Source organism: Natrinema sp. CBA1119, from assembly GCF_002572525.1.
Taxonomy (GTDB): Archaea; Halobacteriota; Halobacteria; order Halobacteriales; family Natrialbaceae; genus Natrinema.
The window spans coordinates 1539506-1558964 of sequence record NZ_PDBS01000001.1 but is presented as its reverse complement, the minus strand read 5'-3'; the positions used below and the strand labels follow the sequence as shown (position 1 = coordinate 1558964).

Annotated in this window: 23 protein-coding genes; 11 read left to right on the top strand and 12 right to left on the bottom strand. The window is 65.1% G+C overall.

Translation table 11 applies throughout. From position 1 onward, the window contains the following. Window positions 1–67 precede the first annotated feature (67 nt). Window positions 68–655 (top strand): imidazoleglycerol-phosphate dehydratase HisB, encoded by a 588-nt coding sequence (gene hisB / locus CP556_RS07630; RefSeq protein WP_098727321.1) that lies wholly within the window; start codon window positions 68–70, stop codon window positions 653–655. Window positions 656–743: 88 nt separating this feature from the next. On the opposite strand, the gene CP556_RS07625 is transcribed toward hisB, so the two are convergent. Further along, window positions 744–1406 (bottom strand): hypothetical protein, encoded by a 663-nt coding sequence (locus tag CP556_RS07625; protein ID WP_098725069.1) that lies wholly within the window; start codon window positions 1404–1406, stop codon window positions 744–746. Between the two features lie 150 nt (window positions 1407–1556). On the opposite strand from CP556_RS07625, the gene trpY reads away from it, so the two are divergent. Continuing rightward, on the top strand, window positions 1557–2060 hold the full coding sequence (trpY, locus tag CP556_RS07620) for a TrpY family transcription regulator (protein ID WP_098725068.1): 504 nt from the start codon (window positions 1557–1559) through the stop codon (window positions 2058–2060). Window positions 2061–2151: 91 nt separating this feature from the next. Here the strand turns inward: trpY and CP556_RS07615 are convergent, their stop codons facing one another. After that, entirely contained in the window at window positions 2152–2571 is a 420-nt protein-coding gene (locus CP556_RS07615) for a DUF7522 family protein (RefSeq protein ID WP_098725067.1), read from the bottom strand. Between the two features lie 163 nt (window positions 2572–2734). Between CP556_RS07615 and CP556_RS07610 the strand changes: the two genes are divergently transcribed. Beyond that, window positions 2735–3349 (top strand): IMPACT family protein, encoded by a 615-nt coding sequence (locus CP556_RS07610; RefSeq protein ID WP_098727320.1) that lies wholly within the window; start codon window positions 2735–2737, stop codon window positions 3347–3349. A 45-nt stretch (window positions 3350–3394) separates the two neighbouring features. Here CP556_RS07610 and CP556_RS07605 read toward each other — a convergent pair whose 3' ends face one another. Then, window positions 3395–4072: a hypothetical protein gene (locus CP556_RS07605; RefSeq protein ID WP_255291425.1), complete on the bottom strand. Its 678-nt coding sequence runs from the start codon at window positions 4070–4072 to the stop codon at window positions 3395–3397. Between the two features lie 363 nt (window positions 4073–4435). Here CP556_RS07605 and CP556_RS07600 point away from each other — a divergent pair, with 363 nt between their 5' ends. After that, window positions 4436–4636: a YgaP family membrane protein gene (locus tag CP556_RS07600; RefSeq protein WP_098725066.1), complete on the top strand. Its 201-nt coding sequence runs from the start codon at window positions 4436–4438 to the stop codon at window positions 4634–4636. Between the two features lie 53 nt (window positions 4637–4689). On the opposite strand, the gene CP556_RS07595 is transcribed toward CP556_RS07600, so the two are convergent. Both CP556_RS07595 and upp read right to left on the bottom strand, forming a co-directional pair. Further along, window positions 4690–5067, bottom strand: coding sequence for a cupin domain-containing protein (locus tag CP556_RS07595; protein ID WP_098725065.1), 378 nt, complete (start codon window positions 5065–5067; stop codon window positions 4690–4692). An 84-nt stretch (window positions 5068–5151) separates the two neighbouring features. Continuing rightward, window positions 5152–5829, bottom strand: a complete 678-nt coding sequence (gene upp, locus CP556_RS07590; protein ID WP_098725064.1) for a uracil phosphoribosyltransferase — start codon at window positions 5827–5829, stop codon at window positions 5152–5154. Window positions 5830–6030: 201 nt separating this feature from the next. On the opposite strand from upp, the gene CP556_RS07585 reads away from it, so the two are divergent. From CP556_RS07585 to CP556_RS07575, 3 genes are all read left to right on the top strand, one after another. After that, a complete protein-coding gene (locus tag CP556_RS07585) occupies window positions 6031–6753 on the top strand; it encodes a DUF5828 family protein (protein ID WP_098725063.1) in 723 nt (240 codons plus the stop codon). A gap of 90 nt (window positions 6754–6843) precedes the next feature. After that, window positions 6844–8037 carry an inorganic phosphate transporter gene (locus CP556_RS07580; RefSeq protein ID WP_098725062.1) on the top strand — a complete coding sequence of 398 codons (1194 nt, stop codon included), beginning with the start codon at window positions 6844–6846 and terminating at the stop codon, window positions 8035–8037. 88 nt (window positions 8038–8125) lie between these two features. Next, window positions 8126–8857, top strand: coding sequence for a hypothetical protein (locus CP556_RS07575; RefSeq protein ID WP_098725061.1), 732 nt, complete (start codon window positions 8126–8128; stop codon window positions 8855–8857). Window positions 8858–8861: 4 nt separating this feature from the next. Here the strand turns inward: CP556_RS07575 and CP556_RS07570 are convergent, their stop codons facing one another. Next, window positions 8862–10271 carry a hemolysin family protein gene (locus tag CP556_RS07570; protein WP_098725060.1) on the bottom strand — a complete coding sequence of 470 codons (1410 nt, stop codon included), beginning with the start codon at window positions 10269–10271 and terminating at the stop codon, window positions 8862–8864. A gap of 112 nt (window positions 10272–10383) precedes the next feature. Between CP556_RS07570 and CP556_RS07565 the strand changes: the two genes are divergently transcribed. The 3 genes from CP556_RS07565 to CP556_RS07555 all read left to right on the top strand — a co-directional run bounded on the left by CP556_RS07565 (window position 10384) and on the right by CP556_RS07555 (window position 11850). Beyond that, a complete protein-coding gene (locus tag CP556_RS07565) occupies window positions 10384–10689 on the top strand; it encodes a glutaredoxin family protein (RefSeq protein ID WP_098725059.1) in 306 nt (101 codons plus the stop codon). After that, a complete protein-coding gene (locus tag CP556_RS07560) occupies window positions 10689–11204 on the top strand; it encodes a redoxin domain-containing protein (protein ID WP_098725058.1) in 516 nt (171 codons plus the stop codon). Before CP556_RS07565 ends, CP556_RS07560 begins: the two co-directional genes overlap by 1 nt. 61 nt (window positions 11205–11265) lie before the next feature. Next, on the top strand, window positions 11266–11850 hold the full coding sequence (locus tag CP556_RS07555; protein ID WP_098725057.1) for an L-threonylcarbamoyladenylate synthase: 585 nt from the start codon (window positions 11266–11268) through the stop codon (window positions 11848–11850). Window positions 11851–12164: 314 nt separating this feature from the next. On the opposite strand, the gene CP556_RS07550 is transcribed toward CP556_RS07555, so the two are convergent. Beyond that, window positions 12165–12851 (bottom strand): CRISPR-associated protein Cas4, encoded by a 687-nt coding sequence (locus tag CP556_RS07550; RefSeq protein WP_098725056.1) that lies wholly within the window; start codon window positions 12849–12851, stop codon window positions 12165–12167. A gap of 199 nt (window positions 12852–13050) precedes the next feature. Continuing rightward, on the bottom strand, window positions 13051–13641 hold the full coding sequence (locus CP556_RS07545; RefSeq protein WP_098725055.1) for a conditioned medium-induced protein 4: 591 nt from the start codon (window positions 13639–13641) through the stop codon (window positions 13051–13053). Window positions 13642–13822: 181 nt separating this feature from the next. Between CP556_RS07545 and CP556_RS07540 the strand changes: the two genes are divergently transcribed. Beyond that, window positions 13823–16000, top strand: coding sequence for a (Fe-S)-binding protein (locus CP556_RS07540; RefSeq protein ID WP_098727319.1), 2178 nt, complete (start codon window positions 13823–13825; stop codon window positions 15998–16000). Between the two features lie 99 nt (window positions 16001–16099). Here the strand turns inward: CP556_RS07540 and CP556_RS07535 are convergent, their stop codons facing one another. The 4 genes from CP556_RS07535 to CP556_RS07520 form a co-directional block, all read right to left on the bottom strand. Beyond that, a complete protein-coding gene (locus CP556_RS07535) occupies window positions 16100–16282 on the bottom strand; it encodes a hypothetical protein (protein ID WP_098725054.1) in 183 nt (60 codons plus the stop codon). Between the two features lie 99 nt (window positions 16283–16381). Beyond that, entirely contained in the window at window positions 16382–17113 is a 732-nt protein-coding gene (locus tag CP556_RS07530; RefSeq protein ID WP_098725053.1) for a type 1 glutamine amidotransferase, read from the bottom strand. A gap of 133 nt (window positions 17114–17246) precedes the next feature. Next, window positions 17247–18509: a class I adenylate-forming enzyme family protein gene (locus CP556_RS07525; protein WP_098725052.1), complete on the bottom strand. Its 1263-nt coding sequence runs from the start codon at window positions 18507–18509 to the stop codon at window positions 17247–17249. 126 nt (window positions 18510–18635) lie between these two features. Continuing rightward, window positions 18636–19421 (bottom strand): alpha/beta fold hydrolase, encoded by a 786-nt coding sequence (locus CP556_RS07520; RefSeq protein ID WP_098725051.1) that lies wholly within the window; start codon window positions 19419–19421, stop codon window positions 18636–18638. Window positions 19422–19459 lie beyond the last annotated feature (38 nt).

The following is a 19459-nucleotide window of genomic DNA, read 5'->3' as shown; positions in this document are numbered from 1 at the left end:
CCTCCGAGCGGCGGCCGGCGGGGAGACGAGCGGAATTTCCTTGTACCGGGGGCGGTATGAGTTCGTCATGAGCGAGCGAACGGCGACCCGTACGCGCGAGACGGCCGAGACCTCGATCGAGTGCACGCTCACGATCGACGGGACCGGGACGGCCGCGATCGACACCGGCATCGGTTTCTTCGACCACATGCTGACGTCGTTCGCCAAGCACGGCCTGTTCGACCTCGAGGTCGAGTGTGATGGCGACCTCGAGATCGACGACCACCACACGGTCGAGGACGTGGCGATCGTCCTCGGAGAGGCGTTCGACGAGGCGCTGGGCGATCGATCGGGGATCGTCCGATACGCCGACCGGCGGGTGCCACTGGACGAGGCGGTCGCGGGGGCCGTCGTCGACGTGAGCGGTCGACCGCGGTTTTACTTCGATGGGACCTTCTCTCAGGAGTCGATTGGCGGATTCACCAGCGACATGGCGCGACACTTCGGCGAATCGTTGGCGATGAACGCCGGAGTGACGCTCCACCTCGAGGTCACCGGCGAGAACGCCCACCACGAGGTCGAGGCGCTGTTCAAGGCGCTCGCGCGGACGCTCGACGATGCGACGCGAATCGACGACCGCCGAGAGGGAGCGCCCAGCACGAAGGGAACGCTCTAGCCGTCGACCGGCGCTGTAGCGATTACATGGATTCGGGACGAGCGGTGCCTCGAGTCGATGCCGACAACCGTATCCGGTCTACGGTCTACTACGGACGGCGCAGCGTTCCCTGCTCTTCGACGAACTCGTCGGTCTCGACGGCGTAATCGACGACCGCTTCGACCTCGTGGCGCTCGAGGTCGTAAGCACCCGCAGCGAGCTCCTCGACGGCGCTGCGTGTCATGGGAAACTCGCGGTTCCGAAGGAGCCGGATGACCTTGCGGTAGGTCGCCGGTGGACGGGTCGACGCGGACGGCGAGTCCTCGTTCGCCGTCTCAGCGTCGTCCGGTGTCTCGGCGTCGTCCGATGTCTCAGCGTCGTCCGGTGTCTCGGCGTCGTCCGCCGTTTCGGTGTCGATCGGACGCTCGTCGCGCTCGAACGTGATCCCCTCCTCGCGACTCGCGGCAGTGTTTGGCTCGTTTTCGGTGCTCGTCAGTTCGTCTCCGACGGCGAGTCTCGAGCCGTCAGTAGCCGACTCGTCGTCGGTCGTCTCGAGGACGTCGGCTGCGGCCCCATCGTCGGTCTCGACAGCTGTCTCGGCCCTGGCGCGGGCGAGCAGCGGTTCGAGCAGCGTCTCGAGTCGCTCGCTGCAGTCGGAACAGCAGACGACGCGGCGCTGTTCGGCCTCCGTCGGCTCGAGTTCGGGCGGGACGATTTCGAACGCGCCGACGGCGTCGTCGGCACAGAAGTCACAGTTCCGGAGTGCGCGCATACTGTCGGCAATCACGGAGAACGTAAAAAATCATCCGTCAGACGAACAGTCACGCGAACGTATTTCTCTCCCCGCTCGAGGCGAACCGCAGACAGCGCGCGAGACCGATCACCGGGCATTATACCGACGCGTGCGTACACCCGGCAACGAATGTTCGACGAGATCATGGAAAAGTTCGAGGGATCGCCGAGTCAGCAGGCCGTCATCCGCCTGCTGCTCGAGCGGGGCTTCTCCGTCAACGACGACGGACGGGTCGTCTCTGGCGGCATCGAGATTCCGAACACGGGGATCGCTCGCGAGATCGGCGTCGACCGACGCGTCGTCGACTCGACGACCGACGTCATCCTCGACGATCCCGAACTCCGGCGCATCTTCCAGAACATCTCGCAGGTGCCGAGCCTGATGGACCTCGCGCCGGTGTTGGATCTGACGGTGCTGTCAGTCGCCGTCGACGACGCCGAACGGGAGGGGATCGTCGCCCGGGTCACGGGAACGCTCGCGGACAACGGCATCTCGATCCGCCAGACCATCAGCGAGGACCCCGAGTTCACCGACGAGCCCAGACTCTATCTGATCACCGACGAAACGCTCCCGGGCGAGGTGATCACCGAGATCCGCGACCTCGAGTTCGTCCGGAAGATCGAACTCCAGTAGTCCGCACGAGTCAGACAGACTGCTGTCAGTCGGTGTGGGCACACCCGCAGGACGGTCACCGTCGCACCGGGAACCCGGTACAGAGATCCGCTCAGTCGTCGGCGTCGTCTAGAGCGGCCGCGGCGACGGCGTCCGCGAACTCGTCGAGCACCGACGCGAGCGCGCTCGTCAGTTCTTCGAACCGGTCGATCGACATGTCGTCGGTCGTCACCCAGACACCGTGGGGACCCCGGATCACTCGCGAGAGAAAGCCGTTCTCGAACATGCGGATCGTCGCCTCGTACTCGCCGAGTTGCGTGTTTCGGTAGGCTGACTGCGAGTGAAATCCCAGTCGTTCGTGGTCGGCGAAGCCGATGAGATCGGCGGTCTGCTCGAGGTCCGAGCGGAGATACAGCTGTTCGACATCGTCTTCGGTGAAGTAAGTGATACTCCGCAGTTCGTCCCCGACCGTCGTCCGGCAGACGCTGTGAATTTCATCCGCGAGCTCGGAATCGATTGTATCGCCGTTCATGTGTGCACATATAGCACCCGAGAATAATAGCGTCTGGGGTCCAAGCGAAATCAACGGGACAACGCCGCTCGCGACGCGCGGGGGACCGACGGTCTCTTTTCGTCGGCCGGCGAATCGTCGCCATGAGCAGCGTCGGGACCCGACGGCGATGGGGTGGCCGATCGTGAGCGGCGCGTACCGAACCGTCGCGGCCGCCGCCACCGCCGAGTTCGTCGTGCAGGGGTCGGAGTTCATCGGCCACGTCCGACCAGTCGACTCCGTCCCGGCCGCCGAAGCGTTTGTCGAGGCCGTCGAAGACGAGTACGCCGACGCGACCCACAACGTGCCCGCCTATCGCGTTCGAGACGGCGACGACGCAGACGGCCACTTTCTCCGGGAGTACTCGAGCGACGACGGCGAGCCGTCGGGTTCGGCCGGCAAACCGGCGCTGAACGTCCTCACACAACAGGAACTCGAGAACTGCGCAGTCGTGGTGACTCGCTACTACGGCGGGACGAACCTGGGCGTCGGCGGCCTCGTCCGGGCGTACTCCCGCGCGGTGAAAGAGGCCGTCGAGGCGGCGGGAATCGCCGAGGAACGACCGCACGAACAGATCTCGATCACCGTCGCGTACGACGACTCGGGGACCGTTCGATCGGTCCTCGAGAGCGAGGGCTTCGAGTTCGAGGCCGACTACGAGGCGGAGGTCAATTTCGACGTTCGGGTCCCGCTCGCCGAGGGCGACGCGCTTCGGGATCGCATTCGGAGCGCGACGAGCGGTCGGGCCGACCTCGAGTGACTGGAAACCGAACCGGTGATCGATACCACCCATCTCGAGGCCGCATTACGGCGCGCCAGGTGCGCCGTTCCGGAGGGACTGACGGTGACGTTCGATCTCCGTCCGTGCGGCCTCGAGGTCGGCGAGTTGGTCGCGCTCGAAGCGCACGTCGAAGAAGCCCTGATCGAGGACGAGTTCGTCCTCGCACAGCCGAACGTGCGAGATGTCGGACCATCGCACGAGCGATCGGGTGTACGGTCGTCGCTTGACGAGACCGGCATCGTGGACGTGGATTGCAGGTGAATCACCCAGCGATCCGACCCGCCACCGGCCCTCGGCGAGGCTGGTGACTGCCCAGAGGATTGCGAGTCCCGTCCACACGATCGACGGCAACCAGTCACCGGTGGTTGCGTTGGCCGCGCCCAGTAACAGCCACATGGCGAGGACGATCGCGTCCAGTTTCGGGGTCCCCGGCGGCTCCCACTGCCACGTCGCAGCGGGCTCGTCGTCGGTGACCGAATCGACGTATCGGGCCTCCGCCAGCCGCATGACGGCGTATCCGGCGATCGCCACAGCGACGGCAAGCACCGCGACGATGAGACGGAACTCGAGCCAGCCGAGTAGCGCAGCGCCGACGGCGATGCCGAATGGTGTCGCCGAGAAGGGAAGGGCAGTCCGTCGAAGCCAGTTTCGACCGAGGCGTATCGGGAGTTCGCGGACTCGCCTCGCGAGGACGATGCCCACGAGCGCGCCCCCCAGGAGACCGACCGCGGCCGCCCCGAGGACAGCGATTCGGGTCGGCTCCGTGAGCGAGATGGCGACCGCGACGAGACCGGCGACGAGCGTGCCGACGTAGCCGGCGAACGCGAGTCGAAACGCCGTTTTCGCCGTTCCGGTGTTCTAGTTGCCAGTCATAGGAGACCCTATGTCAGTTCGTGTTAAAATGGTGTGGTTATTGCTGTGGATAGTACTGCTGTGACCGTCCGTTCGATGACCGGTTCGTCTGGACCGAGCGACGAAATATCCCGTAGAATGCGTCGGGGTTCGACCGGAAGCGAAGGGGTTGCAAGGATCATCGATATCCGCGTCGCGCTCCTCTAGCGAAACATGGACAAAAACGTGTGTAGAATCGACCGTCTCGGCCGCGTTATCCTCGCAACGATACTCCTCGTGGTCGGCTATCGAAACCGAAATCGGACACTCGGTTCGCTCGGATTCATCGCCGGAAGCGACCTCCTCGCGACCGCCGTCATCCAGCGCTGTCCGGTGAATTCGGTGCTCGGTATCGACACCTGCGAGACCGAGTGACGGCAGCGCAGCGAACGGAACACGCCGCTCGAGAACGTGCGCTTGCGACCCGCTTACTCGTCGGGGTCGTACGGTACGGCGTCGCCGTCGACCGGTGGAGCACCGATCGCGACGACCGAAACCGAGTCGGCCGCATCCTCGGGATTGTACGCTCGTTGTGGTGCCTCGGGCTGCACTGCGAACATCGATCCCGCCGGGACTGTGAACTCCTCTGCGGGCGTCTCGACGTGGAGTGTCCCCGAGAGGACGACGAACGCCTCTTCCTGCGTTTCGTGGGAGTGGTAGGCCAGCGGCAGCTGTTCGCCCGGCTCCGCATCGAATCGGTTGATCGCGACGTTGTCCAGTCCGGCCGCCTCGCTCAGTCTGCGAAGATCGCAGGGTCGACCGTCGACGGGTTCGAGATCATCCGGATCGACGACGCTGTAGTCCATGCGGTTCGATTCGGACCGACCTGCAAAAGTCCGTCGGCGCTCGTCGATCACGCGACCGCTCGGGAGCAATCGATTGACGAACGCTCAGGTCGTTCGGAACGCCCGGTCGCCGGCGTCGCCGAGGCCGGGGACGATGAACCCGTCCTCGTCGAGGCGGTCGTCGATCGACACCGTCAGCAGGTCGGCCTCGTCGAACTCCTCGTTGACGCGAAGGAGCCCCTCCGGTGCCGACACGGCAGAGAGGACGATCAGGTTCTCCGGTCGGATCGCGTTGTCGACGATGTGTTCGAGGACGGTACACATCGTACTCCCCGTCGCGAGCATCGGGTCGGCGATGATGACCGTGTCCTCCTCGTGGATCTCGGGCAGTTTGACGTAGTCGACCGAAATGGGGAAGGAGCCGTCCTCGGCGCGGCCGGCTTCCTCGTCCCGACTCGCGCTGATGACTCCCTGTCGCGCTCGCGGGAAGGCCTTCAACAGCCCCTCGACGAACGGCGTCGCGGCGCGCAGGACGTTGATGATCACGACGTCGTCGAGGCCGCGGACGCGCTCGCCCATCGTCTGCTCGAGGGGCGTCTCGATCTCGACGTACTCGGTCTCCATCCGGCCGTCGATGATCTCGTAGCCACAGATTCGACCGAGTTTGACCAGCCCCTTGCGAAAGCTGACCTGCTCGGTCTCGACGTCGCGAATGCGCGAGAGGGTGTCCTTCGCCAGTGCGTGCGTAACGAGGTGGGCGTTATCCCGGTCTTCGATCGTCATATCCCAACAGCCACTCGCCGGGTAGTTCACAGTATCGATCAGCCACGGTCAGGGCCCAGTGTGCCGTCTCGGGACACCGCTCGGCTATGAGAGTGGTGTTACCACAGTCCAAATACAAACCGATCGACCGGTTCCATCAGCACAGGCGAGTGACGGCAGAGAAGTTTATACCTGTCCGCACGCTACCACTCGGCCAGCCGAATGGAAGAGAGCATCTCGGGGTTCAAGCTTCGCGGTGACTGGGGCGACATCGTCGAACACGGCGAGCGGATCACGCGCGCGCTTCGAGACGCCGGCGTCCACGATCCTGATCGGGACGCCGACGCGCGCTACGCCGACGCGTTCGACGAGTGGGACGAGTGGCGCCCCAAGGCCCACGAAACCCTCGATTCCGACGTCAGTGAAAAGACCGCCGATCAGGCCAGCGTCGAGGAGGGCAAAGGCGAAAAAGCCGGCAAAGAGCCGGACGAAGACATCAAGACCGCCGGCGAGAAACTCTCGGAGTCGTACGAACAGCTCGAGGAGGACGACGCCGGGGCCGCGATGGACAACTGGAAGGAGTCGATCGATTACGTCGCGCGGGCGGCCGACTCCGCGAGCCGCAAGGCCCTGCGCCGGGTCGAGGACACGGTCTACCAGAACGTGATGACCCAGCTTGCGCCCTACTACTTCGACAACGAACTCGTCAGCGCCAACGTCCAGCAGTCGACGCGCAACGGCGGCAACGGCGAGCAGTTCGTCTTCGAAGTCAACGTCAACGACGACGAGCTCAAGGAGGAGGTCTCCGACCGTCTCGCCGAGTACGAAGACGAGGTCGACCGCTGGCACGTCGAAGTCGAGAAAGACACCGACGCCGCCGAAGCCATCGAAGGTGCGGAGCCGCCGCCCGAACCGGATGACAACTCGAGGTCGACGACGAACTGAGCGAGTCAGCCGGCTCACGTTGCGAGCAACCGGTACTGCCGGCCGACAGTCGGCACACACTTGTAGGGGCCGCTAATAGGGTCCGGATAGATGGTCGATATCGCCACGTTCGGCACCTTTGCTGTGGCCGCAGTCGCGAGTCTGTTTATGGCCTGGGCGATCGGTGCCGGCTCGAGCGGTTCCACCCCGTTCGCGCCGGCCGTCGGCGCGAACGCGATTTCGGTGATGCGAGCCGGTTTTCTCGTTGGCTTGCTCGGTTTCGCCGGTGCGGTCCTGCAGGGCGCGAACGTCTCCGAGGCGGTCGGGACCGGACTGATCGGCGGCGTGACGCTGTCGTCGCTCGCCGCCACGATCGCCCTGCTCATCGCGGCCGGCCTTGTGGCGATCGGGATTTTCACAGGGTATCCGATCGCGACCGCGTTTACCGTCACCGGGGCGGTTATCGGGACCGGACTTGCCATGGGCGGCGACCCCGCGTGGGCGAAATACACCGAGATCGCCACGCTGTGGGTTCTGACGCCGTTCGTCGGCGGCGGCATCGCCTACGCTGTCGCCCGGGCCCTCCGCGCCGAAGTGGTTGCCGAAGAGTACCTCATCATCGCCCTGGCCGCCATCGTCGGCGCGATCGTCGCCAATATCGAGTTCGCGCTCCTCGGCTCGCCGGGAGCCGGCGGGGCGTCGATCGCGCAGGTCGCGGGCGGTTCGCTTCCCGGACCGGCGATCGCCGGGACCGCGGCTGCGACGCTCATCATCGCGGCGGCCTGGGCGGGGGCGATCGCGCTGGACCTCAACAACGGGACCGAACGCGGCGAGCGACACTTCCTGCTCATCCTCGGCGGGCTCGTCGCGTTCTCCGCCGGCGGCAGTCAGGTTGGGCTGGCGATCGGGCCGTTGATCCCCCTCTCGGGCGAGCTCGAGCTGCCGCTGATCGCGATGCTCGTCGGCGGCGGCTTCGGGCTCCTGATCGGGTCGTGGACCGGCGCACCGCGAATGATCAAGGCGATCTCGCAGGACTACTCCTCGCTCGGGCCGCGACGCTCGATCGCCGCGCTCATCCCCTCCTTTATTATCGCACAGGCCGCGGTCTTCTACGGCATCCCGGTCTCGTTCAACGAGATTATCGTCAGCGCGATCATCGGGAGCGGTTACGCCGCGGCCGGCGCTGGCGGTGGCGTCAGCCCCCGTAAAATGGGCTTTACCGTGCTCGCGTGGATCGGTTCGCTCGCCGGCGCGATCGCCGTCTCCTACGTCGCCTACGTCGCCATCGCTGCGGTCTTGCTCTGAGACGGACCACTGTGCATCAGTTTCACAGCAGACCGGACGAGTCGAGCGACATCGAACGGTCTTTACACGACGGGTCGCGAGTGCGAGTATGGACGAGGACGCCGTCGACGTCACCGAAACCCCCGACGAGACGACCCAGTGGCGACGCGACGCGAGCACCTCGCGAACCGTTCGACTCCTGTGGACCTTCGGCGTCGGCACCTTCTTCGCCGCAATCGGTACCGTCGTCAGCTGGCGTCTGTACAGGGTCGCCGGCGAGGTTGGCGGCGGAGCCGTCGTCATCGCACTCATTGCCGCGCTTGCCGCGACGGTCCTCGCCCTCGCTGCCACGGACGACACCGAACGGCACCTCGAGCGGCTCACCCGACCGCTCCCCGTCGACGTCCCGTCAGGGACGAAACTGGATCGAGCGATGGACGCCGCCGTCGGTGCGGTCGTGATGGGGGCGGTCATCGGCGCGCTGATGGCGGTCGGTCGGTACGTCTCGCAGAACGAGCTGCTGGCCGTCGGCGCCGGCCCCTTCACCGGGCTGGCCGCACTGTTGATTCCGATCGCCCTCTTCGCGCTCGTGTTCGCCTCGTTCCTCCAGTCGGTCGGCGCGCTCGACCGCGAGGACCGCACGGTCTACCTCTACGAACCGGATCAGGCGATCGATCTCTCAGTCATCGAAGACGTTTCGATCCGGCCGATCGGCGATAGCGCCGTGGTGACGCTCAGTTACGCCCAGCCGGACGGCCAGTACGTCCAGGGGCCGAGACGGCTCGTCGTCCCGCCCGCAGTCGCACGTGACATCGCAGCGATCGTCGACTCGCAGCGCTGATCGCTCACTCGTCGTTTTCGTCGATCTCGAGCGGGGGCTCCCCCGCTTCCTCGTCCGGTTCAGGTTCCGCGTCCGTGATCTCGAGTTTCTTGAGACGGGCTTTCATAATGCGGGTATTCTCGACGGACTCGACCGTAATGCGGACGCCGTCGTAGGTGATCTCCTCGCCCTCCTCGACGAGCCGGCCCGCGCGATTGAAGATGAAGCCGGCGATAGTCTCGAACTCCTGGCCCTCGGGGAGATCGATCTCGAGGGACTCGTTGACGTCCTCGATATTCACCTCGCCCCGGACGAGGACGGTGTCGTCGTCGATCTCCTCGATCGGCTGTTCCTCGCCGCCCTCGAGGATCTCGCCGATGATCTCCTCGATCATGTCCTCCATCGTCACCAGCCCCTCGGTGGTTCCGAACTCGTCGATCACGATCGCCATGTGCATCCGGTTTTCGCGCATCTCGGTCAGCAACTCGTCGACGTTTTTCGATTCGGGGACGTGCAGTGTCGGCTGGATGAGATCCGCGAGCTCGAGTTCGTCGTTCGCCGACTCGCCGTAGTTGAGATCGCGGACGAGATCGCGGATGTGGACGACGCCCTGGACGTTATCGAGACTTCCCTCGTAGACCGGCACGCGGGCGTGACCGCTCTGGATGCAGGTTTCGATGGTCTCGTTGATCTCGGCGTTTTTCGGAACGGCCGTCATATCCAGCCGCGGGGTCATCACCTCCTTGACGATCGTGTTGTTGAATCGGAATATCCGCTGGAGCATCTCGTGTTCCTCCTCCTCTAAAACCCCCTCGCGCTCGCCGGACTCGATCATCTCCTGGATCTCGTCGCGGGTGACGTACGGTGTCTCGATCGCCCCCGTCGTCGAGCCGGTGAGACGGTTGATCTGTCTGGTGAGATAGTCGAAGAGGACGACGAGGGGGAGCATAACCCGTTCGGCGATTTTTAGCGGTCTGGCGACGCGAATCGACCAGGACTCGGTGTTCTCGACGGCGTAGGACTTGGGCGCACTCTCGCCGAACAGCAAGACGATAGCGGTGATCCCGAGCGTCGCGGCCGTGACGGCCGCCAGCCCGCCGAGATACAGTCCGAGGAGGGCCGTCGCAATCGATGACATCGCGATGTTGACGATGTTGTTCCCGACGAGGATCGTTACGAGCAGCCGATGGGGGTCCTCCTTTAGCGCCTTCACGCGTGCCGCGCCGGGAATGCCGTCTTCGGCCATCCCCTCGACGCGGTGTTTCGGGATCGAGAACAGCGCGATTTCGGACGACGAGAAGAACGCGGAGAGACCGACGAGGACAACGAGAGCGAGCGCGCCGAGGATCGTCACCATCGACTGGTCGATCTCGAGACCGACCAGTGGGATCTCGTAGACAGCGAGCACGACCTCGGGGGGCGGAGACAACGCCATTGATGTACAGGCTTATAGCCGGATCGGTTAACCGTTTCCCATTTTAGGATCGGTTACGGCTATCGCCGCCGGCGACGACACGTTTACCCGGCTCTTTCCCGTTCATTCGTCTATGAGCGAGACCGCCGAACCACCGATCACGTTCTACCGGCTCCAGGGCTGTCCGTACTGCGAGCGGGTCACCCGGCTGTTGAACGAGTACGACCTCTCGTACCGATCGCGGTTCGTCGAACCGATGCACTCCGAGCGGAACGTCGTCAAACGCGTCGCCGGTGTCCGAACCGTCCCCGTCGTCACCGACGAGAACACGGGCGTCACGATGGCTGAAAGCGCCAACATCGTCGACTACCTCGAGTCGACCTACGGCGAGGGCGATCGCCCCGACGCGGCCGCGGCGAGTACGGGAGGTGGCGACTGATGCCCGACTTCGAGGTCGTCGAACTCGGCCCAGCGGACCACCCCGAACCCGGCGAAGCAGCCCCCGACTTCACCCGGCCGCTCGTCACCGACGAGTTCTGGGAGGATCGGACGCTGTCCGAACTCGTCGACGAACGCGACGGCCGAACCATCCTCGTCTTCACGCCGATGACCGGCTCCTTCGTCGCGAAGTACGTCTGGGACGAACTCGCGGAACGCGACTGGGACGAACGCGCGGACCGGGTCGTCGGCGTCACGGCCTCGACCCCTTACGGCGTGAAACGCTTCCTCGAGGACAGCGACTCCCCCTTTACGTTCTTCAGCGATCCCGGAAACGAGGTCGCGGCGTCGTACGGGATCGACCACGACCTCGACGGCATGACCGGCATCAGCGAACCGCGAGTCGCCTTCTTCGCGCTCGGCGCAGATTGCACCGTCGAGGGCGCGTGGGTCGCCACCGACTGGCCCGAGTTCCCCGACTACGACGACCTCGAGGACGAACTCGGCCTCGTGTAACGACCGTCGCGCCTGCGAGTCCCGATAGCTTTTTGCCCGGCATCCGCCGATTTCGAACCGAATGAGCGAACTGGACCGCGCGGCCGACGCGATCGATTCGGGAGCGCTCGTCGTCTATCCGACCGAGACGGTCTACGGCCTCGCCGCGGACGCACTCGAGCCCGAGGCCGTCGATCGCGTCTTCGAGGTGAAAGGGCGAGATCGATCGAAGCCGCTCTCCTTTGCGGTGCCGTCGGTCCCGTCGGCGCTCCGGTACGTCCGCGCGACCGATCGAGAGCGGCGGTTCATGGCGACGTTTCTCCCCGGCCCCGTGACAGTCCTCTGTCGGCGACGCGAGGCCGTCCCGGACGAACTCACGGCGGGCCGCGACCGCGTCGGCGTCCGCGTGCCGGACCACCCACTCGCGCTCCGACTCTGTGAGCGGGCCGAGACGCCGATCACCGCGACGAGCGCGAACGTCAGCGGTCGAGCAAGCGCCCGGAAACTCGCGGATCTCGATCCCGAGATACGGGAGGCCGCAGCAGTCGTCCTCGAGGGAGGCGAAACCGCCGGCACCGAAAGCACCGTCGTCGACGTCTCGAGCGAGACGATCCACCGTCGCGGTGCGCAGGCCGACGAGATCGACGCGTGGCTCGAGGACTCGTAAATGGGGAAGCCTCAACCAGTAGCAGGGACCACTGTCTCACTTCGGACCGGTCAACCGGCGCGCGGTGGCGCGCGCTGTCAGCCGACCGAGTGCTAGCGAGGGGGGGCTGACGATATTGCGCGAGGGATGAGCGAACGAAGTGAGCGAATCGGCTGGGGAGGGCGTGGCGATTCCCTGTTGCCACGATAGCAGGATACCCTCTTTTTCTCTCAATCATCCTCGAGCGAACCGTTCCATTTACACGCCTATCGAATGGTTCGACTCGAGTCAGCTTCATCGTTCGAAACCGCATACATCACTGTCCGAAACCGTCACTATCCGAACCCCAACAGCGACCGCAAGGTTCGCGTCTTGACCCCACACTCTGTCGCAAACTCGCAGGACTCACATTTCGAGCGGTTGTTCGTCCGCCCGGGCGGACCGTCTAACTCGCGAACCGCCCGCAACGCGCTCCGATACTGCGCCTTCCGTCGCGTCGTCAGATCGATCGAGCGGATCACGCCGGAGGCCGGATACTCGAGCCAGGCCCGCTCCACCGACACCTGGTGCTCCCAGGCCAGCGCCTTCGCGGCCGCGACGGCGTGGACCGACTGGGACGTCCAGACGCCGGTTTCGGGCGGCTCTCCCGACGAGATCAGCGCCGGCTCGAGCGGGTCCGCGAGCACCTTGTGGACGATGCCCCGACAGTGACGCCCGGTCGCGAACACCTCTCGGTCGACGGGGTCACTGAGGCGCTCCCACTGGCCGCTTCCCTCGAGTCGGTCCCGGGTCGCCGCCAGCCGCTCGCGGTAGCGAACGGACGGGACGGCGATCGGTTCGGACTCGAGGGCCCCCGGCGGGGCCTCGAGTAACTCGTCGTACCGAGTGGCGAGCGATCGAATCGCCGCGACTTCGGGCGGCGGCTCGCGGTCCTCGTCCGGCAGCCGCCGCTGATAGTAACACTTCCGCGGACAGTAGGCGGCGGTCCGCAGATCGCTGAACGAGATGGGCGTGCGAGTCACGCTCCGTCTGGCCGCTCCCCCTCATAAAAAGTCTCGTCCAAATGGGCACTGTCCACGAGACCAGCAGTTCTACCGAGCGCTCGCTTCGCTCACGCTCAGCCGCATTCGTCGACGGCTCATACGGACTGCTGTCAGTCAGTTCCGGAGCAACCGCGAACCATCCTGCGGTTGCTCCGGTAAATCGTTACAGCAGACCGTCTCAGAACTCGACTTCGGTCTCCATCCCCTCCGTCGCGTCCTCGAGGCCGTCTTCGCGGAGGTCGGACGTCATGCGCTCGGAGAGATCGGCGTCGGCGAGGACGCTGGCGAACTCGTCGCGGTAGCGATCGTTCGCCGCGCGGGACTGGTCTTCCGCCTCGGCGACGCGACGGTATCGTCGGATCCGGGCCTCGCTCACGTCGTACTCGTCGGCCAGCGTCGCGTCGTCCTCCTCGCGGTCACGGATCGCCGCGAGGTCGACCTCGTCCGCATCGGTCTCGCCGACGAGGTGCAACGACAGTCGCGCCTCGAAGACCTCGTCCGCGTCGACCCCCAGCTCGTCGGCGACCTCGTCGTCGCTCCGGTCGTCGTAGAAGGCTCTGGCGACCGTGATCAACTCGTCGTCCGAGAGCGACGTTTCGAACTCGTAGCGCTCACGCATCTGCTGGACGACGCTCTCGAGGCGGTCCTCGTCCGATCGCTCGTCTCGCTCGAGCGAACCGCGGGTGTTCTCCTGTGATTCGGTGACAGTTTCCTCGCCATCGGTGACGTCGGTGAAGATATCCCGGAGCTCCTCGGTTTTATCGTTCATGGGTGGACACTCCAGACGGGAGTCTATATAAGCCTGTTGCCAGATCACGTTGGGTCGTTGAGTCGAACACGGATGACTAGTATAAACTCGAAATCGGAGGAAAATTTCCGCAAGACGGCAGCGAGGTTGTCTTCCGGTCCGTGGGGCAAGAATTAAGTTACAGCCCTGCCCGTCAATGGACATGAACACCATCGCACAAACAAGGGAGACGTACTGGGGGATCACCAGCGTCGAGTACGCGGTGTTCTATCTCCTTGCGTTTATCGCCATCGCCGTCCTCACCTACGGCGTCTACCAGCGGTTCAGCCGCTACGCCGAGGGGGACGACGATTCGTTCTCTCGGGTCAATGACCTCGGAAACCGAATCGTGAGCGCGACCAGAACCGTGCTCTCGAACGAGAAGCAGTTCAACAGGGACCTCTACGGCGGACTGATGCACTCGTTTATCATGTGGGGATTCCTGACGCTGTTCATCGCGACCCTGATCATCATGGTCGATCAGTACGCCTTCCAGAAAGTCCTCCACATGACGTTCTGGGAGGGCGACTTCTATCTCGCCTACTCGTTCATCGTCGACGCGATGGGGCTGCTGTTCGTCGTCGGCATCGGAATGGCCATGTACCGACGCTACTGGGTCCGTAACCACCGCCTCTGGGACCGCCACACCTCCACCGAAGACGACATCTTCATCTGGACGCTGTTCGCGCTCGGCGTCGGCGGCTTCCTCCTCGAGGGGCTGCGGATTTACAGCGCCGGTATCCCCGACTACGAGATCGTCAGCTTCGTCGGCTACGGGTTGGCGCTCGCCTTCAACGGGATCGGCCTCGCCACGCTGGGAGCCGAGCAGGCGGGGCTCAACGGGGCCGGCCTAAACGTCGAGAACCTCCACTGGCTCGCGTGGTGGACCCACTCGCTGATCGCCTTCTTCTTCATCGCGTGGATCCCCTACGCCAAGCCGTTCCACATGCTCTCTTCGTTCGCAAACGTCGTCACGCGCGACGAGAAGGCCGGTCAGCGCCTTCCGAACGTCCCCTCGGATCTCGACGCGACCAACGCGGAATCCATCGACGACTTCACCTGGAAAGAGATCCTGGACCAGGACGCCTGTACCAAGTGCGGCCGCTGTTCCTCCGTCTGTCCGGCGAAGGCCTCCGATCGTCCGCTCGATCCGCGCAACGTCATTCTCGACCTGAAATCGTATCGGGAAGACCTCGACGCCGGCGGCGAGGAACAACCCATCGTCGCCGACGGCGGGACGAGCGTGATCAACGCGGAGACCATGGAGTCCTGCATGGCCTGTATGGCTTGCATGGACGCCTGCCCCGTCGAGATCGAGCACCTCAAGAGCTTCACCCGGCTCAACCGCCAGATGACCGACCAGGGCGACGTCGCCCCCAGCATGCAGGACGTCTTCCAGAACGTCATGCAAAACGGCAACACGTTCGGCGACTCGCCGCGCAACCGTGGCGACTGGGCCGACGAACTCGAGTTCGACGTCACCGACGCCCGCGAAGAGGAAGTCGACTACCTCTGGTACGTCGGCGACTTCCCGAGCTACGACGAGCGAAACAAGCAGGTCGCCCGCTCGCTGGCGACCATTCTGAAGGAGGCCGACGTCAGCTTCGGCATCCTCTTCGACGACGAGAAGTTCGACGGCAACGACATCCGCCGCGTCGGCGAAGAGTTGCTCTACGTCGAACTGGCCGGCCACCACGTCGAGACCTGGGAGGACTGTGAGTTCGACAAAATCGTCTGTACGGACCCCCACTCCTACAACACGTTCAAGAACGAGTATCCGGAGGTCAACTTCGACGAGTTCTCGGACGATCCGATGATGCCGTTCGACTACGAGGAGCAGTGGAACGAGGACGGCGAGATCGAGATCTATCACTGGACGCAAGCCGTCGAGGAACTCGTCGCGGACGGCGCCCTCGACCTGAGCGGCACGGAACTCGACTACACGGTCACCTACCACGACCCGTGTCATCTCGGCCGATACAACGACGAGTACGAGGCCCCCCGCGAACTCATCAAAGCCACAGGCTGTACGCTCGACGAGATGCCCCGCAACCGCAGTAACTCCTTCTGCTGTGGCGGCGGCGGTGGCGGCCTCTGGATGGACTTCGAGGAAGAACCAAAACCCAGCGAGGAACGCATTCGGGAGGCGCTCGAGGACACCGACGCCGGCAGCGGCGTCGAGAAGTTCGTCGTCGCCTGCCCGATGTGCATGACGATGTACGAGGACGGCCGCAAGACCGGCGGCTACGAGGACGAGATCGAGGTCGTCGACGTCGCCGAACTCATCGTCGAAGCGATCGGGAAAGCAGACGAAGCGCAGGTCGAAGTCGCTGCGGACTGATCGACTCGCAGTCAGTTCGATCTCGGTGATGGGCGCGTTTCGGTCGCGTTCTCCTGCGGACCGACGTATTTGAGACGGAGCCGTGCACTCACTGTCCGGTTACGGCTCCAAATCGTCACGAAACAGCTCGATCACCTCGTCTTTCGATTCGGAGGCATCCCGAATGATCTGTTCGAGTATCACCGATTTGGGGACGGTCCGTCCGGTCTCGCGACGGATCTCCGCCTGTAGCTCCTCGAGCCGGTCGTTCGACGTTTCCGTGCTCTCGACCGACGGTTCCATGTATACATATTTTGACTTCTTTCGGAAAATATTTCTGCTGAGTTCCGTTCGAAACCGGCAGTAGCTGGCAGCAGCCACCGGGCAGAATGGAACACCGCTTCAGTCGGAACGACTGACCGAAGCCGACGCGTCAGCAGTGGTCTCGATCCGCTTTACCTCGCGAACGAACTCGAGGAAGTTGTCGAAGACCAGTTTCGCCTCGCAGGACCGCTGATAGTTTTCGTCCGTGATTTCGCCGAGGATCGACTCGAGGCGTTCGTCGGAGAGCTCCTTCCGGTGGACGAGTTCGCGAGCGGTCTTCGTATCGTACTCGGGGTGGAACTGGACGCCGAAGACTCGGTCCGCGCGGAAGCCGTGGTTGGAGTAGTCGTTCTGGGCGAGGGGCTCGGCACCGGGCGGCAACTCTGCGACCTCGTCGGAGTGGCTGGTGAAGGCGGTGAACGTCTCGTCGATGCCGTCGAACAGTCGCGACTCTGCATCCACGACCTGCTCGATCTCGCTGTAGCCGACCTCGTAGACCCCCATGTCCGCGACGGTGCCGCCGAGAACGTCGGCCAACAGCTGGTGACCCCAACAGACGCCGAGGAACGGGACCCCGCGATCGATCGCCTCACCGACCCACTCTTTGACGGGTGCCATCCACTCGTCGTCCCAGTAGACCGACGCTCGAGAGCCGGTCACGACGGCTCCGTCGTAGTCGAAATCGTCCGGTACCGCGCCGTCAGTGACGTCGAACTCCGCCAGGGAGGCGTCGAGTTCGCGCCGGAAGTTCCGCGTCGTGTTCTCGTCCCGATGGGCTGCGTTCAGGACGGCGATTCGCAGTTGACTCATTGCCTCCTAGTGGCAACTCGATAAAAATAGGTGTTCCGCCCAGTGCCGACATTGCCGTGACCGCCGACAGTGATCGGAAGCGCCAGCGCTCGAGCGGAGCGGCCAACGGACGGCCACAGTGGACCGCTGACGATTATCCACGAACGTAGTTCCCGTCCCCACCTCGGCGAAACCGGTCGCCGGTGTCGAACCAGCCGTCGATAAACCGACCGCGGTCACTACGCTCGTCGGACTCGTCGCGCTCGAGTTCGGCGGGTTCGTCCCAGTTCTCCGTACCGGTCCCACCGGCAGTCACGTAACCATCGGCGAGCATCGGTCCGGAGAGCTGCAATCGGCCGTCCGCTTCACCCTCGAGGGGGTCGCCCCCGCCGTCGACTAGCCGGGCGCGACAGTCCGGCACCGGGCGGCCGACAGCGGTCCCATCGATATCGTCTCCCGCCGAATCGCTCTCGGTTTCGAATCCCTGGCTCAGGGCGGTCGGACACTCGAGGCAACCGTACACTCGTGCGATCGGGACGCCACACTCCCGGTACGCCGCGACCACGTCGTCACCGACCGGGGCCTCGCAGATGGCTCGCTCGAGCGACTCGACGGCGTCCTCGAAGCCGGATTGGGCCGCGAGATCTCGAAGGACGGTCTCCCGACCGGCCAGCAGCGTCGCCCGCTCCTCGGCGATCGCGGCCAGCGCGTCGCCGGGGTCGAACGCGCGGTCGAGCAAGAGCGTGCCGCCGACGTACAGCACCGACAGCGCGACGCGGACGAGGCCGGCGGCGGTCGAGAGCGGCGCGGTGAGCGGGACGGTATCGTTCGCGGCGACCCCCCACGCCGCGACGCTCGTGAGGCAGTTGCGCTCGATGGCGTCGGGCGAGTAGCCGGCGACTGGTCGACCCGTATCACCGTGGAGGGCAAGCAGCGGGTTTTCCATCGACGGTCGCTCGTCGGCATCGACATCGTCTCGCTCGGTTTCGGATAGTTCCTCGAGCGTCACCGCCCGATCGAACGGGATCGATCGTACCAGATCGCGCTGGGCCGCCTCCGAGACGACCAGATCGGGCTCGAGGACGTCGAACGGGCGCTCGACGGTGGCCGGCGTCAAGAGGTGGGAGATCGGCGCGAACGTCGCACCGAGGCGTCGGCAGGCGAAAAACAGCGCGAGCGCGGCGACCCGGTTTCGCGTGACGAGACAGACGGTCTCTCCGGGACCGATAGCCAGCGTCGAGAGGCGCTCGGCCGTCCGCTCCGCGACCGTCGACAGCTCCCCGTAGGAGACGCGATCCTCGTGGATCGTCCCCGCAGGCGCGTGAAGTCGCCGCTCGGAGATGTCGACGACCGCCGTCCGATCCGGGAAGTGCTCGGCCCGGCGAGCCAGCGAGAGGGTCACGGCGAATGCTCCCACGCTCGAGTACGTAGTAGATAGGGGGTCAGGCGCAAGCACGGAACCGGAAGACGGGCCGACGCTCCAGCTGGCGCGCCGAGTCGACGGTTCACGCTTCGGTCGGGTCCCACCAACTGTCCGGCCGACTCACTCGGAATCGTCCGTCTGCGCCTCGAGAAAGCCCAACAACAGATCGTTGACCGTCCGCGAGCGCTCGACGAAGGCCAGGTGGCCGGCCCCCTCGAGTTCGCGGAACTCCCCTCGCGGAAGTCCCCGAACGAGGTCCCGCCCGGCGGCGGGCGAAACCAGTTCGTCCGCACCGCCGTGAATCACCCGCGTCGGCTGGGTCACCTCGACCAGCCACGCTGTCGCGTCGAAACCTTCGAGCGCCGCGACCTGAGCGTCCCACCCCTCGCGGTCGGCGTCGCCGTCCGCTCGCCAGTCAGCGATCCCGTCCAGCACGTCGGGCTGGGCCTCGAGGAAGTCATCGGAGAGCCCCGCCGCGATCGATCGGCGAAGCGCGTCCCGATCGTCCGGCGGCGCAAAGAGCGGCTCGAGGTCGTACTCGTCCCCGCGAGCCGCGGTTCCGAACAGCGTCAGCGTCGCCACGCGACTCGAGGTCCGGGCCGCCTCGAGCGCGATCGCACCGCCGAGTCCGCAGCCGACGAGGTGGGCGTTGCGGATTTCGCATTCCGAAAGGACCGCCTCGAGGTCGGCGACGAGCGTCTCGAGGGCGTAGGGGCCGGGCGGCGCATCGGAGCGGCCAGTGCCGCGGAGGTCCCAGACGACGACCTCGTGGGGGCCGGCGACGGCGGCGTGTTGCCAGCCCCAGAGCCAGCCGCCGAGGCCGGCCTCGGGGACGAAGACGACGGAGTCCCCCTCGCCCGCGCGGTCGTAGTGCAGTGAGACGCTCCCGTTCGATGCGGTCGGCATGGATGGATCGTCGTAACGGATACCGAAAGAAGGGGTGG

Bases quoted from the DNA above. Each gene is read 5' to 3' on its own strand.
- hisB (WP_098727321.1), top strand. From the start codon at position 68: ATGAGCGAGCGAACGGCGACCCGTACGCGCGAGACGGCCGAGACCTCG.
- CP556_RS07625 (WP_098725069.1), bottom strand. From the start codon at position 1,406: ATGCGCGCACTCCGGAACTGTGACTTCTGTGCCGACGACGCCGTCGGC.
- trpY (WP_098725068.1), top strand. From the start codon at position 1,557: ATGTTCGACGAGATCATGGAAAAGTTCGAGGGATCGCCGAGTCAGCAG.
- CP556_RS07615 (WP_098725067.1), bottom strand. From the start codon at position 2,571: ATGAACGGCGATACAATCGATTCCGAGCTCGCGGATGAAATTCACAGC.
- CP556_RS07600 (WP_098725066.1), top strand. From the start codon at position 4,436: ATGGACAAAAACGTGTGTAGAATCGACCGTCTCGGCCGCGTTATCCTC.
- CP556_RS07595 (WP_098725065.1), bottom strand. From the start codon at position 5,067: ATGGACTACAGCGTCGTCGATCCGGATGATCTCGAACCCGTCGACGGT.
- upp (WP_098725064.1), bottom strand. From the start codon at position 5,829: ATGACGATCGAAGACCGGGATAACGCCCACCTCGTTACGCACGCACTG.
- CP556_RS07585 (WP_098725063.1), top strand. From the start codon at position 6,031: ATGGAAGAGAGCATCTCGGGGTTCAAGCTTCGCGGTGACTGGGGCGAC.
- CP556_RS07580 (WP_098725062.1), top strand. From the start codon at position 6,844: ATGGTCGATATCGCCACGTTCGGCACCTTTGCTGTGGCCGCAGTCGCG.
- CP556_RS07575 (WP_098725061.1), top strand. From the start codon at position 8,126: ATGGACGAGGACGCCGTCGACGTCACCGAAACCCCCGACGAGACGACC.
- CP556_RS07570 (WP_098725060.1), bottom strand. From the start codon at position 10,271: ATGGCGTTGTCTCCGCCCCCCGAGGTCGTGCTCGCTGTCTACGAGATC.
- CP556_RS07565 (WP_098725059.1), top strand. From the start codon at position 10,384: ATGAGCGAGACCGCCGAACCACCGATCACGTTCTACCGGCTCCAGGGC.
- CP556_RS07560 (WP_098725058.1), top strand. From the start codon at position 10,689: ATGCCCGACTTCGAGGTCGTCGAACTCGGCCCAGCGGACCACCCCGAA.
- CP556_RS07555 (WP_098725057.1), top strand. From the start codon at position 11,266: ATGAGCGAACTGGACCGCGCGGCCGACGCGATCGATTCGGGAGCGCTC.
- CP556_RS07545 (WP_098725055.1), bottom strand. From the start codon at position 13,641: ATGAACGATAAAACCGAGGAGCTCCGGGATATCTTCACCGACGTCACC.
- CP556_RS07540 (WP_098727319.1), top strand. From the start codon at position 13,823: ATGAACACCATCGCACAAACAAGGGAGACGTACTGGGGGATCACCAGC.
- CP556_RS07535 (WP_098725054.1), bottom strand. From the start codon at position 16,282: ATGGAACCGTCGGTCGAGAGCACGGAAACGTCGAACGACCGGCTCGAG.
- CP556_RS07530 (WP_098725053.1), bottom strand. From the start codon at position 17,113: ATGAGTCAACTGCGAATCGCCGTCCTGAACGCAGCCCATCGGGACGAG.
- CP556_RS07520 (WP_098725051.1), bottom strand. From the start codon at position 19,421: ATGCCGACCGCATCGAACGGGAGCGTCTCACTGCACTACGACCGCGCG.